Origin of the sequence: Aeromonas sp. 11P, assembly GCF_051920165.1 — a bacterium.
Classification (GTDB): domain Bacteria; phylum Pseudomonadota; class Gammaproteobacteria; order Enterobacterales; family Aeromonadaceae; genus Aeromonas; species Aeromonas veronii.
Window position 1 is genome coordinate 208,385 of record NZ_JBQBDJ010000004.1, and the last position, 16,289, is coordinate 224,673.

The 16,289-nt window shown below is 58.5% G+C and carries 11 protein-coding genes and 1 pseudogene; 6 read left to right on the forward strand and 6 right to left on the reverse strand.

Annotated features, from left to right (window positions below; translation table 11 throughout):
* Nucleotides 1-71: 71 nt before the first annotated feature.
* The 5 genes from clpP (at nucleotide 72) to ppiD (ending at nucleotide 7,113) form a co-directional block, all read left to right on the forward strand.
* Nucleotides 72-695, forward strand: a complete 624-nt coding sequence (gene clpP / locus ACTG1P_RS01235; protein WP_005336979.1) for an ATP-dependent Clp endopeptidase proteolytic subunit ClpP — start codon at nucleotides 72-74, stop codon at nucleotides 693-695.
* Nucleotides 696-765: 70 nt separating this feature from the next.
* A complete protein-coding gene (clpX, locus tag ACTG1P_RS01240) occupies nucleotides 766-2,040 on the forward strand; it encodes an ATP-dependent protease ATP-binding subunit ClpX (RefSeq protein WP_005336977.1) in 1,275 nt (424 codons plus the stop codon).
* Between the two features lie 141 nt (nucleotides 2,041-2,181).
* Nucleotides 2,182-4,536, forward strand: a complete 2,355-nt coding sequence (lon, locus tag ACTG1P_RS01245) for an endopeptidase La (protein ID WP_005336976.1) — start codon at nucleotides 2,182-2,184, stop codon at nucleotides 4,534-4,536.
* Nucleotides 4,537-4,776: 240 nt separating this feature from the next.
* Nucleotides 4,777-5,049: a nucleoid-associated protein HU-beta gene (gene hupB / locus ACTG1P_RS01250; RefSeq protein ID WP_005315375.1), complete on the forward strand. Its 273-nt coding sequence runs from the start codon at nucleotides 4,777-4,779 to the stop codon at nucleotides 5,047-5,049.
* A 150-nt stretch (nucleotides 5,050-5,199) separates the two neighbouring features.
* Complete coding sequence (gene ppiD, locus ACTG1P_RS01255; protein WP_440000239.1) at nucleotides 5,200-7,113, forward strand: peptidylprolyl isomerase; 1,914 nt, start codon at nucleotides 5,200-5,202, stop codon at nucleotides 7,111-7,113.
* Between the two features lie 214 nt (nucleotides 7,114-7,327).
* Here the strand turns inward: ppiD and ACTG1P_RS01260 are convergent, their stop codons facing one another.
* The 5 genes and pseudogenes from ACTG1P_RS01260 to ACTG1P_RS01280 all read right to left on the reverse strand — a co-directional run bounded on the left by ACTG1P_RS01260 (nucleotide 7,328) and on the right by ACTG1P_RS01280 (nucleotide 13,584).
* Nucleotides 7,328-8,920 (reverse strand): ABC-F family ATPase, encoded by a 1,593-nt coding sequence (locus tag ACTG1P_RS01260; RefSeq protein ID WP_139474278.1) that lies wholly within the window; start codon nucleotides 8,918-8,920, stop codon nucleotides 7,328-7,330.
* A gap of 167 nt (nucleotides 8,921-9,087) precedes the next feature.
* Nucleotides 9,088-10,740 (reverse strand): cation acetate symporter, encoded by a 1,653-nt coding sequence (locus ACTG1P_RS01265; RefSeq protein WP_041234426.1) that lies wholly within the window; start codon nucleotides 10,738-10,740, stop codon nucleotides 9,088-9,090.
* An 11-nt stretch (nucleotides 10,741-10,751) separates the two neighbouring features.
* On the reverse strand, nucleotides 10,752-11,063 hold the full coding sequence (locus ACTG1P_RS01270) for a DUF485 domain-containing protein (RefSeq protein WP_005336970.1): 312 nt from the start codon (nucleotides 11,061-11,063) through the stop codon (nucleotides 10,752-10,754).
* Nucleotides 11,064-11,168: 105 nt separating this feature from the next.
* A complete protein-coding gene (locus ACTG1P_RS01275; protein ID WP_440000240.1) occupies nucleotides 11,169-11,795 on the reverse strand; it encodes a 3'-5' exonuclease in 627 nt (208 codons plus the stop codon).
* 2 nt (nucleotides 11,796-11,797) lie between these two features.
* Nucleotides 11,798-13,584, reverse strand: a pseudogene (locus tag ACTG1P_RS01280) (putative nucleotidyltransferase substrate binding domain-containing protein).
* Nucleotides 13,585-13,752: 168 nt separating this feature from the next.
* Between ACTG1P_RS01280 and ACTG1P_RS01285 the strand changes: the two are divergent.
* On the forward strand, nucleotides 13,753-14,559 hold the full coding sequence (locus ACTG1P_RS01285) for a crotonase/enoyl-CoA hydratase family protein (RefSeq protein ID WP_440000241.1): 807 nt from the start codon (nucleotides 13,753-13,755) through the stop codon (nucleotides 14,557-14,559).
* Between the two features lie 71 nt (nucleotides 14,560-14,630).
* Here the strand turns inward: ACTG1P_RS01285 and ACTG1P_RS01290 are convergent, their stop codons facing one another.
* Nucleotides 14,631-16,130, reverse strand: a complete 1,500-nt coding sequence (locus tag ACTG1P_RS01290; RefSeq protein ID WP_440000242.1) for an alanine/glycine:cation symporter family protein — start codon at nucleotides 16,128-16,130, stop codon at nucleotides 14,631-14,633.
* Nucleotides 16,131-16,289 lie beyond the last annotated feature (159 nt).

Sequence of the window (16,289 nt, forward strand, 5' to 3'; positions counted from 1 at the left end):
AAGGTCAAGACTGTTAAGTATAATGGCGTGTGATCTCCACTCGGGCCATTTTATTTTAGGGACAATGCCTTATGTACAAGAACTATAACGATATGACCGATTCTCCCAGCAATGCGCTGGTCCCCATCGTGGTCGAACAGACTGCCAAGGGTGAACGTTCCTACGATATATACTCCCGTCTGCTGAAAGAGCGGGTGATCTTCCTGACCGGTCAGGTTGAAGATCACATGGCCAATCTGGTGGTTGCCCAACTGCTGTTCCTCGAGTCCGAGAATCCGGACAAGGACATCTATATCTACATCAACTCGCCGGGTGGTTCGGTGACTGCGGGCATGTCCATCTATGACACCATGCAGTTCATCAAGCCGGATGTCAGCACCGTCTGCATGGGGCAGGCCTGCTCCATGGGTGCCTTCCTGCTGGCCGGTGGCGCCAAGGGCAAGCGTTTCTGCCTGCCTAACGCCCGCGTGATGATCCACCAGCCGCTGGGTGGCTTCCAGGGTCAGGCATCTGATATCCAGATCCACGCCCAGGAGATCCTGAAGATCAAAAATACCCTGAACGAGCGCCTGGCGTTCCACACCGGTCAAGACATGGCTACCATCGAGCGTGACACCGATCGTGACAACTTCATGTCCGCCGAGCAGGCCGTGGCCTATGGTCTGGTAGACGGTGTCCTGAGCCAGCGTAGCTGAGCAGGGTGTCCCGGTCTGTTGTAAACTCAACAGGCCGATCCATCCTCTATTGATAAAACGAGGTTGCTGAATGACAGAAAAACGCAAGGGTGAGGGTGATAAGCTGCTCTACTGCTCTTTTTGCGGCAAAAGCCAGCATGAAGTGCGCAAGCTGATCGCTGGCCCTTCCGTCTACATATGTGATGAGTGCGTCGAGCTGTGCAACGACATCATCCGCGAAGAGATCCGCGAGATCTCGCCCAAGCGCGATGGTAACGAGCTGCCGACCCCTCATCAGATCCGCGCTCATCTCGATGACTATGTGATCGGGCAGGAGTACGCCAAGAAGGTGTTGGCCGTTGCCGTCTACAACCACTACAAGCGTCTGCGCAACAGCGGCGAAAACAGTGGTGTTGAGCTCGGCAAATCCAACATCCTGCTGATTGGCCCGACCGGTAGCGGTAAAACCTTGCTGGCCGAGACTCTGGCTCGTCTGCTGGATGTGCCGTTCACCATGGCCGATGCGACCACCCTGACCGAAGCCGGTTATGTGGGCGAGGACGTGGAGAACATCATCCAGAAGCTGCTGCAAAAGTGCGACTACGACGTAGAGAAGGCCCAGCGTGGCATTGTCTATATCGACGAGATCGACAAGATCTCCCGTAAGTCGGACAACCCCTCCATCACCCGCGATGTCTCCGGGGAAGGGGTACAGCAGGCACTGCTCAAGCTGATCGAAGGGACCATCGCTTCCGTGCCGCCGCAAGGTGGTCGCAAGCATCCGCAGCAGGAGTTCTTGCAGGTTGATACCTCCAAGATCCTCTTCATCTGTGGCGGTGCCTTTGCCGGTCTGGACAAGGTGATCGAGCAGCGTTCCGTGAAGGGAACCGGTATCGGTTTTGGCGCCGAGGTGAAATCCAAGGATGCCAAGGCCACCCTGAGCGAGACCTTCGCCAAGGTAGAGCCGGAAGATCTGATCAAATATGGTCTGATCCCCGAGTTCATCGGCCGTCTGCCGGTGGTTGCGACCCTGACAGAGCTGGACGAGTCTGCCCTTATCCAGATCCTGAAAGAGCCGAAAAACGCGCTGACCAAACAGTACGCTGCGTTGTTCGATCTGGAAGGGGTTGAGCTGGAGTTCCGTGACGACGCGCTCAACGCCATTGCTCGCAAGGCGATGGAGCGTAAAACCGGTGCTCGTGGTCTGCGTTCCATCGTGGAAGCCGTGCTGCTGGATACCATGTATGACCTGCCTTCTCTGGAAGGGGTCAGCAAGGTGGTGATCGACGAGACCGTGATCAAAGGGGACTCCGCGCCCTTGATGATCTACGAGAATCCCGAAACCCAGGCTGCTGCATCAGAGTAAATGTCTGATTTTTAATCAAATGGAAGGGGCTTTTTGCCCCTTTCATGCTTTTTACGGTTTCGGCGATTGAATCTCATCTCAGCGCCCCCATATACTCAGCCAAGCGCTTTGCCAACGGTATAACAAGCCGAGAGGACATATATGAACCTAGAGCGTTCAGAACGCATCGAGATTCCCGTCCTGCCTCTTCGTGACGTGGTGGTTTATCCCCACATGGTCATTCCACTCTTTGTGGGGCGGGAAAAATCCATTCGCTGTCTGGAAGCGGCCATGGAGCAGGACAAGAAAGTTCTGCTGGTGGCCCAGAAGGATGCGTCAACCGACGAGCCGACTGTGGAGGAGATCTTCACCGTCGGGACAGTGGCCAATATTCTGCAGATGCTCAAGCTGCCGGACGGCACCGTTAAGGTGCTGGTAGAGGGGGGGCAGCGTGCCCGCCTGGAGCGGATGATCGACGACAAGGATTTCTTTGTCTGCGAGGCCCAGTACATCCCCTCCCAAGCCATTGAGGAGAAGGATCAGGAAGTACTGGTTCGCTCCGCCATCGGCCAGTTTGAAGGCTATATCAAGCTCAACAAGAAGATCCCGCCCGAGGTACTGACCTCGATCTCGGCGATCGACGATGCTGCGCGTCTGGCTGACACCATGGCGGCCCACATGCCGCTCAAGCTGGAGGACAAACAGAAGGTGCTGGAGATCGTATCGGTCTCCGAGCGCATCGAATTCCTGATGGCGATGATGGAGTCGGAAATTGATCTGCTGCAGGTCGAGAAGCGCATCCGTACTCGCGTCAAGAAGCAGATGGAAAAGAGCCAGCGCGAGTATTACCTCAACGAGCAGATGAAGGCCATCCAGAAAGAGCTGGGTGAGCTGGAAGATAGCCCGGATGAGTTTGAAGCCCTCAATCGCAAGATTGAAGAGGCTGGCATGCCGGAAGATGCCCGTGAAAAGGCCCAGGCCGAGCTTGCCAAGCTGAAGATGATGTCTCCCATGTCCGCCGAGGCTACCGTGGTTCGCAGCTATGTGGACTGGATGGTACAGGTGCCGTGGAAGGCGCGCTCCAAGGTCAAGAAAGATCTTGGTAAGGCGCAAGAGGTGCTGGACGCCGATCACTATGGCCTCGAGAAGGTCAAGGATCGCATCCTCGAATATCTGGCGGTACAGGCACGGGTGAACAAGCTCAAGGGTCCCATCCTCTGTCTGGTTGGGCCTCCCGGTGTGGGCAAGACCTCGCTGGGCCAATCCATCGCCAAGGCGACCGGCCGCAAATATGTGCGGATGGCCTTGGGTGGGGTGCGTGACGAAGCGGAGATCCGTGGTCACCGTCGTACCTATATCGGTTCCATGCCCGGCAAACTCATCCAGAAGATGGCGAAAGTCGGTGTGAAGAACCCGCTGTTCCTGCTCGACGAGATCGACAAGATGAGCTCGGATATGCGTGGCGATCCCGCATCCGCCTTGCTGGAAGTGCTGGATCCGGAACAGAACAACAGCTTCAACGATCACTACCTGGAAGTGGATTATGACCTGTCGGACGTGATGTTCGTGGCCACCTCCAACTCCATGAACATCCCGGGCCCCTTGCTGGATCGGATGGAAGTGATCCGTCTCTCCGGTTACACCGAAGATGAGAAGCTCAACATTGCCAAGCAGCATCTGGTTGCCAAGCAGATCCAGCGCAACGGCCTGAAAGAGTCCGAGATCACCATCGAAGATTCTGCCCTGGTCGGAGTGATCCGCTACTACACCCGCGAGGCGGGGGTGCGGAGTCTGGAGCGCGAGATCTCCAAGATTTGTCGCAAGGCGGTCAAGCGCATCCTGCTGGACAAGAGCATCAAGCATGTTCAGGTCAATCAGGAGAACCTCAAGGAGTTCCTCGGGGTGCAGCGTTTCGATTACGGCAAGGCCACCGACCAGAACCAGGTGGGTCAGGTGTGTGGTCTTGCGTGGACCGAAGTGGGGGGCGATCTGCTCACCATCGAGACCACCAACATGCCGGGCAAGGGCAAGCTCACTTATACCGGTTCCCTTGGTGACGTGATGCAGGAGTCCATCCAGGCGGCCATGACAGTCGTACGAGCCCGTGCCGAGAAACTGCGCATCAACGCCGACTTCTACGAGAAGCGCGATATCCACGTGCACGTACCGGAAGGGGCAACCCCGAAAGATGGTCCGAGCGCCGGTATCGCCATGTGTACTGCCCTGGTCTCCAGCTTGACCGGTAATCCGGTTCGTGCTGATGTGGCGATGACAGGGGAGATCACCTTGCGCGGCGAAGTGCTGCCCATCGGTGGTCTCAAGGAGAAGTTGCTGGCAGCCCACCGTGGCGGCATCAAGCGAGTGCTTATTCCGAAAGAGAACGAGCGTGACCTTGAGGAGATCCCGGCAAACGTCAAACAAGACCTTGAAATTTATCCGGTTCGCTGGATTGACGAGGTGCTGGAATTGGCGTTGCAGGACAATCCACAGGGGTTTGAGCGCGTTTCTGTCGTGTAAATGTTGATGCGCCGCAAATTTGGCGCATTCGGCGGGTGGTTAAGGCTTGCATGCGCCCGATAACGGAAGTAGCCTTGACCACCGATCGGGTACTCGTGATGAGTCGCAATGCGTTGTGTGGCGCGGGTTTGCGCCAGATTGTCACTTGCAACTGATCAGGAGGCTTGCTATAAAACCTCCACTTGTTGTGGCCAGGGAAATCAGCGCCGCAGCGGTGTTTGATAAAAGGGGAATATAAGAGTGAATAAATCTCAACTGATTGACAAGATTGCAGACGGTGCCGATATCTCCAAAGCTGCCGCTGGCCGTGCGTTGGATGCCTTCATTGATGCTGTTGGTGAAGCGCTGAAAGAGGGTGACCAGGTTGCTCTGGTTGGTTTCGGTACTTTCGCTGTACGCGAGCGTGCTGCCCGTTCAGGCCGTAACCCGCAGACTGGCGCGACCATCGAAATCGCTGCTGGTAAAGTTCCTGCCTTCAAAGCCGGTAAGGCCCTGAAAGACGCTGTTAACTAAGTCGGTCGCTGATATCCGTCGGCTACCGTCCTTGGTCGCAGACCAGACAAGTTAGAGAGTCTTCTCTCATACTGATTGACCAAGGCGCATCGCAATCGGTGCGCCTTTTTATTGTTTACGCCCATCGAGTTCGGGAGCATAAGTACAAACATGATGTTGGATAAACTACGCGAAGGGGCGCAGGGCAAGGTAGCTAAGGTTATCTTGGGCCTGATCATCCTCTCCTTTGCCTTGGCTGGTGTAGGTAGTTACCTGAACGGCCCGGCCCGTACCGCCCCCGCCACCGTCAATGGCACAGAGATCAGTGCTGCGGCACTGGAAAATGCCTACCGTAACGAGCGCGCCCGCATGGAATCCCAGATGGGAGAGGCATTCAGCCAGCTGGCCGCGAACCCCGATTACATGAAACAGTTCCGCCGTGGAGTGCTGGATCGGCTGATCGATCAGGCGCTGCTGGACAGCAAGGCCCGTGAACTGGGTCTGCGTATCAGCGATGAACAGATCAAGCAAGCCATCGTGGCCATGCCGGAGTTTGCCGAGAACGGCAAGTTCAACAATGACCGCTATCTGCAGCTGATCCGTCGTGCTGGCATGACTCCCGAAATGTTCCGTGACTCCCTGCGTCAGGACATGGTGCGTCAACAGTTGATGAGCGCTCTGCTGGGTACCGAATTCTCCCTCAAGGGTGAAGCGGAGCAGCTCGACAAGCTCTACAACCAGACTCGCGATCTGCGTCTGGTGCGTCTGGCTGCCGCCAACTACATGGCTGACGTTCAGGTCTCCGACAACGAGCTGGAGCAGTACTACAAGACCAATGGCGCCCGTTTCATGAACGACGAGCAGGTCAAGGTCGACTATCTGCTGCTGGACGCTGCCAACCTCGCCAAGGATATCAAGGTCACCGAGCAGGATGCCCAGGATTACTACGATCAGCACCAGGATCTGTTCCAGCGTGCCGAGCGTCGCCACGTGGCTCATATCCTGATCCCGTTTGGCAAGGACGAGAAAGCGGCCGAGCAGAAAGCAGAAGCCGTGCTGGCCAAAGCCAAGGCGGGCGATGATTTCGCTGCGCTGGCCAAGGCTGACTCTTCCGATACCTTCTCTGCCAAAAAAGGCGGCGAGCTGGACTGGTTCGAGAAAGGGGTGATGGATCCGGCCTTCGAGAATGCCGCGTTCGCCCTGGACAAGGCTGGCGATCTTTCCGGCGTGGTGAAGAGCCCGTTCGGTTTCCACATCATCAAGCTGCTGGGGGTTGAAGCAGCCCAGACCAAGCCGTTTGCCGATGTGAAAGAAGAGACCATCACTCGTCTGCAAGCTGACAAGGCCAAGGAGAAGTTCTTCGCCGAGCAGCAGAAGATGGCTGACAACAGCTTCGAAAACCCGGACTCGCTGGATCTGACCGCTGATGCCATGGGGATGAAGGTTCAATCTTCCGATTTCTTCACCCAGGCGACTGCTCCGGCTCCGCTGAATGATCCCAAGGTGCTCTCCGTGGCGTTCTCCGAACAGCTGCGCGATGACAACACCAACTCCGACGTGATCGAGCTGGCTGACGGCAAGGCGCTGGTGCTGCACATCACTGGTCACAAGCCCAAAGCGGTCAAGCCGCTGGCCGAGGTGAAAGAGCAGGTGATTGCCGCCATCAAGCATGACAAGGCTAGCGAAGTGGCCCGTGGCAAGGCCCAGGGCCTGCTGGACAAGCTGAAGGTCGGTGAGAGCATCACAGCCGATCTGACTGCACTCGGTCTGAAAGTGGAGACCCATAAAGGGGTTGCCCGCTTCGATCGCGAGTTGGATCAGAACCTGATTGCCCAGGCGTTCACGCTGCCCCATCCGATCGACGGCAAGCCAAGCGTGGCTTTGGTTGCCGAGACCAATGGTGACCGCGTTGTAGTTGCGCTGGACAAGGTCAACGTCCCTGCCGCCGCATCCGGCATGGCCGCCATGCTGCAAGCTCAGCTGGGTCAGGGCAAAGCTCAGGTGGATTACAAGTCTCTGATCGACGAGTTGCGCAAAACGGCCAAGATCGAGTACTTCACCAGTGTGGAAGCGACCGTCGAGTAATCGGCACTGCTCAACCCAATGAAAACGGCTCCTTGATGGAGCCGTTTTTTTATCTGTGGGCAAGAGGAGGATACTCAAGCTCTGTGCTCTGTGCTCTGTGCTCTGTGCTCTGGCGTGTAGTCACACCACTGCTATACGCCATCTCAGTCGTCTAAATACGGGATATAAAAAAACCGGCACATGAGTGCCGGTTTTGCATTGCGCACTTGCGGGGTTATACCACGCCCTGGGTGCGCAGGTAATCCTCGTAGGTGCCGCCGAAGTCGCGGATGCCATCTTCAGTCAGCTCCAGGATGCGGGTCGCCAGAGAGGAGACGAATTCGCGGTCGTGGGAGACGAAGATCAGGGTCCCCTGGTAGAGCTCCAGCGCCATGTTCAAGGATTCGATGGATTCCATGTCCAGGTGGTTGGTCGGCTCATCCATGATCAGGATGTTAGGGCGCTGCATCATCAGCTTGCCGAACAGCATGCGACCCTGTTCACCACCGGAGAGCACCTTGACCGGCTTCTTGATGTCGTCCTGAGAGAAGAGCAGACGGCCCAGTATGGAGCGTACAGCCTGCTCGTCTTCGTTCTCCTGTTTCCACTGGGCCATCCAGTCGAACACGTTGAGGTCAGTGTCGAAGTCTTCGGCGTGATCCTGAGCGTAGTAACCGATCTGGGCGTTCTCGGACCACTTGATGGTGCCGGTATCCGGAGCCAGTGCGCCGACAAGGGTCTTGATCAGAGTGGATTTACCGATACCGTTGGTACCCAGAATGGCGACCTTCTCGCCCACTTCCATCATCATGTTGAGGCCCTTGAACAGGGGACCGTCGCCATACCCCTTGGATACGCCTTCCACTTCCAGGATGTTGCGATAGAGCTTTTTGTCCTGCTCGAAGCGGATGAAGGGGTTCTGGCGGCTGGAGACCTTGACGTCCTCAATCTTGATCTTGTCGATCTGCTTGAGACGGGAGGTCGCCTGACGAGACTTGGAGGCGTTGGCGCTGAAACGGGAGACGAAGGATTGCAGATCGGCGATCTGGGCCTTCTTCTTGGCGTTGTCGGCCAGCAGACGCTCGCGCGCCTGGGTGGCGGCCAGCATGTAGTCGTCGTAGTTGCCCGGGTAGACGCGCAGCTCGCCGTAGTCCAGATCCGCCATGTGGGTACAGACGGAGTTCAGGAAGTGACGGTCGTGAGAGATGATGATCATGGTGCTTTCACGTTCGTTGAGCACCTGCTCCAGCCAGCGAATGGTGTTGATGTCCAGGTTGTTGGTCGGTTCGTCCAGTAACAGGATATCGGGGTTGGAGAACAGCGCCTGTGCCAGCAGCACCCGCAGTTTCCAGCCCGGCGCCACTTCGCTCATCGGGCCGCTGTGCTGCTCAAGGGGAATGCCGACACCCAGCAGCAGCTCGCCTGCACGCGCTTCAGCGGTGTAGCCGTCATATTCGGCGACCAGACCTTCCAGCTCGGCGGCCTTCATATAGTCTTCGTCGGTGGCTTCGAGGTTGGCGTAGATGGCATCGCGCTCGGCGATGGCCGCCCACAGCTCGGTGTGACCCATCATGACCACGTCCAGTACACGCATATCTTCGTAGGCGAACTGATCCTGACGCAGCTTACCGATGCGCTCGTTGACGTCCAGGCTCACATTACCGCCAGTGGGCTCCAGATCACCGCCGAGGATCTTCATAAAGGTGGACTTGCCACAGCCGTTGGCGCCGATAAGGCCATAGCGGTTGCCGCCGCCAAACTTGACGTTGATGTTCTCAAACAGCGGCTTGGCGCCGAACTGCATGGTGATGTTGTTGCTACTTAACAAGGTATGTGTCCCGATTGGTCTGTCAAATGGCGCGCATTATGGCACAGATCCCCCGAAAGTTTTAGCGAGAAGTGTGATCTTGATCGGGGCAAGCGGGGCGTGCAGCCGATTGATAGGCAATAAAAAAAGCCGGCATGAAGCCGGCTTGGAAGGATGAACTTGATCTGTTAGTGGGAGGTGGCGCCAGAGGCACCCAGCCCGGTCTGGGAGCGAACGAACTGCGGCAGGAACTTGGCATGCTCGTCGGCGGCGTTCTGGGAGCTGTCGGTGATGGAGAAGAACCAGATCCCGACGAAGGCCAACCCCATGGAGAAGAGGGCAGGGTATTCGTAGGGGAAGATGGCCTGGGCATGGCCCAGCACTTTCACCCACACGGTCGGACCCAGGATCATCAGGGTCACTGCGCTCACCAGCCCCAGCCAACCACCGTAGACGGCGCCACGGGTGGTCAGGCGTGACCAGAACATGGAGAGGAATAGCACCGGGAAGTTGCAGCTGGCGGCGATGGAGAAGGCCAGACCCACCATGAAGGCGATGTTCTGCTTCTCGAACAGGATCCCCAGACCAATCGCAACCACACCGAGCACCAGAGTCGTCATCTTGGAGACGCGCAGTTCATCGGTCTCGTTGGCCTTGCCCTTCTTCAGCACACTGGCATAGAGGTCATGGGAGACCGCAGAGGCTCCCGCCAGGGTCAATCCGGCAACTACCGCCAGAATGGTGGCAAATGCCACGGCAGAGATGAAGCCGAGGAACAGGCTGCCACCGACCGCATTGGCCAGATGGACTGCCGCCATGTTGGTGCCGCCCAGCAGGGCGCCGGTGGCGTCCTTGAAGGCCGGGTTGGTGCTTACCAGCAAGATGGCGCCAAAGCCGATGATGAAGGTGAGGATGTAGAAATAGCCGATAAAGCCGGTGGCGTAGAACACCGATTTACGCGCCTCTTTGGCATCGCTCACCGTGAAGAAACGCATCAGGATGTGAGGCAGGCCGGCGGTGCCGAACATCAGTGCCAGACCGAGCGAGATGGCGGAGATGGGGTCAGCGACCAAGCCACCCGGGCTCATGATGGCGATCCCTTTCTCGTGTACCTTCACCGCTTCGCTAAAGAGGGTGCCGATGTCGAAGTTGACCGATTTCATCACCATGATGGCCATGAAGCTGGCACCGGAGAGCAGCATCACTGCCTTGATGATCTGCACCCAGGTGGTGGCCAGCATGCCGCCAAACAGCACGTAGAGCACCATCAGGATACCGACCAGCACCACGGCAACGTGATATTGCAGGCCAAACAGCAGCTCGATCAGCTTGCCGGCACCGACCATCTGGGCGATGAGGTAGAGGGCGACCACCACCAGCGAGCCGCAGGCGGAGAGGGTGCGCACCTCGGTCTGCTTGAGGCGGTAGGAGGCAACGTCGGCGAAGGTATATTTGCCGAGGTTGCGCAGCCGCTCTGCGATCAGGAACAGGATGATGGGCCAGCCCACCAGAAAGCCGATGGAGTAGATGAGGCCATCGTAGCCGGAGGTGTAGACCAGCGCCGAGATCCCGAGGAAGGAGGCGGCGGACATATAGTCACCGGCGATGGCCAGACCATTCTGGAAGCCGGTGATACGGCCACCGGCCGCATAGTAGTCGGAAGCCGAGCGGTTGCGCTTGGAGGCCCAGTAGGTGATGAACAGGGTAGCGGCCACAAAGACCACGAACATCACGATGGCCGACACATTGAGAGGTTGGCGTTGTACTTCGCCGGTCAGCGCATCCGCTGCCAGCAGGGGGGAGGAGGCCAGTGAGGCCAACAGCAGCCATTTGCCTTTCATGCTTTTTGCGCTCATGACTGCACTCCCTTGAGGATCTTCTGATTCAGCTCGTCAAACTCGCCGTTGGCCCGAAACACATAGATGCCGGTCAATACGAAGGAGGAGAGGATCAGTCCCACCCCGACCGGAATGCCACGGGTGACGGTGGTGCTGTCGCTGAGCGGGGTGCCGAGCCAACCGGGGGCAAAGGCGATGAGCAGAATAAACGCCAGGTAGAGTCCCAGCATCAGAGCCGAGAGGGCCCAGGCAAAACGCTGGCGCTTGGCGACCAGCTCCTGGAAGTTGGGATCTTGCTGGATCCTCAGATAGCTTTGCTGTTCCATTGCAGTTCTCCATGACATGAGTGTCAGCGGTGGATGGGGTAACCCCGACGAGCAGGCGATCTGCTCATGTAAGCAAAATGTGAATCAAATGTTATTTCTCGACAATTAGACTTTGGGATAAGTGAGTGGCGAGCCGCAGGTCAGGCGCAGGTAGATGAGCGCGGCCGTGGTGGCATCGGCAAGGGCATCGTGGGCGGGCAGGGGGGGCAGCGCCAAGTGACGGCAGATGGCACTCAAGTGGAGGTCAATCGCAGCATCGGGGTAGCGGCGATAGAGGTGGTCGTGATAGAGCTGGCTCACCTCGATCCCTCGCTGGGGCAGGGTCAATCCCCACAATTTCTGGCAGGCGAGATTGAGAATGCGCAGGTCGTAGGCGATGTGATAGCCCACCAGTTCACGGGGGCCGATAAAGTGAAGCAGCAGGCGCAGCGCGGCTTCCAGCTCCATTCCCTGTTGCAGATCCTGATGGCGCAGACCGTGGATCACCACAGATTGGCTGGTCAGGCTGGCCGGTGGCTGTACCTTGATGGCGAGGGCCTCGCCGGTCAGCAGTCGGTTACCCTGAATGCGCACCGCCCCGATGGAGACGATCTCGGCCTGCTCGGGATCGAGACTGGTGGTCTCGAAATCGAGGGCGATCCGTTCATCTTCCGGTGGGGTGGCAAAGAGAGGCGCGAACTCGCCCGTTCGGAACGCACGGCCATACCAGTAGCGTCGAACGCGGTTCAACATGGCTATTGTCTCAGACGAAAGTGCAAGGTGAGCCACTGCTGGAACTTCTTCACCTGATGTAGCGCCTGGCGCAGCAGATCCCGCTCGCTGTGGCTAAGCTCGCTTGTCTGCACCCGACTACCGCTCCCCTTGAGCTGGCTGCGCAGCCTCAGCCGGATAAAGAGCCGGAACGCCTCCGCCAGATTGCTGCCATAGTCGGCACTGAGCCGATCGGCGGCCACCAGCGCATCGATACGCCCCAGGGTTGAAGTCTCCAGAATGCCTGCCTCAAGGGCCAGCATGCGGATGCCGTGTACCAGCGGGAACAGGCCACCCCGTTTCAGATCCAGCCCTTCCGGTGGCTGCTCCAGCCTGCCAAAGAGGGTTAGCGGGGCATGAAAGGCCACTGCCGGTCGCACCATCTCCGCCAGCAGATCCCGCCTGTCCACCAACTGCTCGCGCAGCGCTCTGGCAACCGGCAGATGGAGCTGTCGATCCCCCGCGATGGGGTGAGCATCGGCCAGGGTGGCGAGCCATAGCAGCTCATCCTCTTTTGCCGTGGTGCAGGCGCTGGCAATGGCGCTTTGCCACTCGCTGCCCGTTTTTACCCAGGCCGGATTGTTCACCATCACCTGCCCGGGGCACAGCGGGTAGCCGAGTCGTTCCAGCAGGGCGCTGAATTCGGCCAGATCGGCTGCCTGGGTGGGCCATGTCAGCCCCTCTGGCAGGATCAGGGCGTTGTCCTGATCGGTTTTGAGGATCTGCTCGCCACGCCCCTCCGAGCCCAGCATCAGCAGGCAAACCTTATCCTGCACCTCGGGGGGATCACCAACGCAAAGGCTTTGGCGATCAGCTGCTCGTTGATGGTGGCGATGAGCTTCATCAAAAAGGCGGTGTGGATCCCTTGGGCAAACAGTGAGCGGGTCAATTGCTGCTGTTCGCGGGCCACCGCCTCCAGCGCGGGCAGGCTGTCGGCGCGGGCGATACGCAATGTCAGCACGTGGGAGTGGGTAGAGAAGAGCCCCAGCACCTGAGTCAGTTGCAAGATGCCCGCCACCTCGTTGCCGCGCCACACCACCAGTCGCTTGATGCGATGGCGGGTCATCAGCAGCAGGGCATCAAACAGATAGCTCTCCAGCGGCAGACCAATCAGAGGAGTAGGAGTCAGCACCGAGAGAGGGGCCGTCAGCGGCAATCCCTTGAGGGTCAGGGCATGGAGCAAGGTCTTGCGGGTTGCCAGCGTGAGGGAGCCGTCGTGGGCCGGGTAGAGCAGGCAATCGGTCCCCTTGCTCACCATGGCTTCGGTGGCTGCCAGCAGTGACAGCTTGCTGTCGACGATAAGCGGTGCCTGCAGGTGGCCGGGTTCGATTCGGGTCAGGATAAATTCCGCCAGATTCTTCTGACCCAGTTGTTCGCGTTGCTCCTGCTGGCGCTGACGCTCGGCCAGATTGGCGGTGAAGTAGCTGGCAAACTGCGGATCCTGTTCACAGAGCGCCAGAAAGGTGTGGCGAGGGATGAGCTGGCAGAGGCTATCTTCCAGCGCGGTGAAGCGGTGGCGGCAGCGGCCGTCAAACTGGGCGCGCACATCGAACAGATCATCAACCCCGTAATCACCAAACTGGTGGTGGGGGGCAGACTCTTCCACCGCCCCCTTGATGATGAGATAGAGGCCGGGAGGCTCGTCCCCCTCCTTGAGCAGCAGATCCCCGGCCCGAAAATAGCAGAGCGAGAGGTGACGGGATAGCCGTTCGCGCGCCTCCTCGCCCAGTCGGTCGAACGGTGGTCTGGCAAAATTGAACAGGGTTGACATGACAGCGTCCTCTGCTGGCTTGCGGCACTCATGCAGCTCCCAGTGTGACAAAGGGAGGGTGAGGCGACCAGCCGACTTTAGTCTCAGCTGTACCGCCTGTTCACACTCTGATAACGTGGTGGTATGACCAGTGAGTCAGTTTCAGGGATCAAGGAGAGGACAAGGGAGATGGAAAAACCAAGGATCAAGTGCGAGATCCACGACGGGATTGCCGAAGTGATGTTGACTCGGGGGGATAAACTCAATGCGCTGGATCGCGCCATGTTCAGTGCCATCGACGAGACGCTGACGCAGCTCGCCCGGCACAAGGGGCTGCGGGCGGTGATCCTGCATGGCGAGGGGCGAGCCTTCTGCGCCGGGCTGGATGTGAAATCCATGCTGAGACAGCCGGTAGCTGCGCTCGATATTCTCAAGCGTGAAGCAGACGAGGCGACCAATCTGGCCCAGCGGGTTGCCTATGGCTGGCACCAGCTGCCGGTGCCGGTGATTGCGGTGACCCAGGGAGTCTGTTTTGGCGGTGGCTTGCAGATTGCGCTCGGGGCCGATTTTCGCTTCAGCACTCCCGATTGCCGCTTCTCGGTGATGGAGATCAAGTGGGGCATCATCCCCGATATGAGTGGCAGCGTCACCATGCGCAACCTGATGGGAGTGGATACCGCCATGGAGCTGGCCATGAGCGGGCGCGAGCTGAATGCCGTCGAGGCGAAATCCCTCGGGATGGTGAGCCGGGTCTGCGCCGATCCGCTGGTGGAGGCGCGGGAGTTTGCCCGCACCCTTATTACCAAGTCGCCCGATGCCCTAGCGGGGATCAAGCAGCTTTACAGCCAGGCCTGGGCTCGTAGTGACGAGGCGATGCTCAAAGAGGAGACTCGGCTACAAAAGCAGATCCTGGGGCGACCCAATCAGTGGCGAGCCACCCTTAACAGCCTGTTTCGCTGGCGGCTGCCCTTCGGGCCGCGCCGCAATCCGCTCTGAGATGAGGTGACAGGAAAAAGAAATGGCAGCCGAGGCTGCCATTTTATATTGATGTCTTATGTCGTTCTGGTTCAGGAGGTCTTGCGATCCTGATCCGGCTCGAACTGATGGCCAGATTTCTCCAGTTCCAGGTTCTCTTCGGAGCGCTTGCCCACCCAGTAATCGGCGTTCTTGATGCCGAGCTTCTCCGGGTGGAATACGGGGTCAATCCCTTGTGCCTGCTGCGCTTCATAATCCTTCAGACAGGTGAAGGCGGTTTTTTGCAGCAGCAGAATGGCGATGATGTTGAGCCATGCCATCAGGCCGACCCCGATATCACCCATGCCCCAGGCCAGATCTGCCGTCTTGACGGTGCCGTAGACGGTGGCAGCCATCAGCGCAATCTTCAGCAAGAAGGTGAGCCAAGGGCGATTAATCTTGCGGTTGATGTAGGCGATGTTGGTTTCGGCGATGTAGTAGTAGGCAACGATGGTGGTGAACGCGAAGAAGAACAGCGCGATGGCCACGAAAATGCTGCCAAAGCCCGGCATCATGCTTTCCATGGCGGTCTGCACATAGCCCGGGCCTGCTGCGATACCGGCAATACCCGTGTAGATGGCGGCGCCGTCCGGCCCTTGCACGTTATAGAGGCCGGTGATCAGCAACATAAAGCCGGTGGCGGAGCAGACGAACAGGGTGTCGATATAGACGGAGAACGCCTGCACCAGACCCTGCTTCGCCGGGTGGCTCACTGCCGCAGCAGAGGAGGCGTGCGGTCCGGTACCCTGACCCGCTTCGTTGGAGTAGACCCCGCGTTTTACCCCCCACATGATGGCCAGGCCCAGAATGGCACCGAAACCGGCATCCAGACCGAAGGCACTCTTCCAGATCAGCAGGATCACGCCCGGCAGTTGGCCGATATTGAGGGCGATGATGACGCAAGCCACGATGATGTAGCCCAGCGCCATAAAGGGCACCACGGTACTGGCGAAGCTGGCGATACGCTTGACGCCGCCAAAGATAATAAAGCCGAGCAGCAGCGCCAGACCGGCGGCAGTGACGTTCGGATCGATATTAAAGGCGGTCTGCAGGCTGGAGCCGATGGAGTTGGCCTGCACGCCCGGCAGCAGTACGCCGCAGGCGAAGACGGTAGCGATGGCGAAGATCCAGGCGTACCACTTCATGCCAAGCCCTTTCTCGATATAGAAGGCCGGGCCGCCGCGGTATTCACCGTTGATCTTCTCTTTGTAAACCTGACCCAGGGTGGACTCCACGAAGGCGGAGCTGGCGCCGAGGAAGGCGACCATCCACATCCAGAACAGGGCGCCCGGGCCCCCGAAGGTGATGGCGGTGGCTACACCGGCGATGTTACCGGTACCCACGCGACCGGCCAGGGTCATGGCCAGCGCCTGGAAAGAGGAGACACCGGCATCGGTGCTCTTGCCATCAAACATCAGGCGCACCATCTCTTTGATATGACGCAGTTGCAAAAAACGGGTGCGCAGGGAGAAGTAAAGACCGACCCCCAGACACAGGTAGATGAGCGCAGGGCTCCAGATTACACCATTGATGGCATTGACGATTTCATTCATGTACAACAACTCCTTTGTTGTGTTTGTGGCGCTGTCTTGGCGAGATCTTGGCCTCGCTCTCTGTCACTGTTTTCGGCCCTGTTTGTTAACAATCCAGTTAACAAATGAGCGCGAGGTTGAGGGGTTAAGCAGAGCGCAAACACGCGCCATGCATGGCTT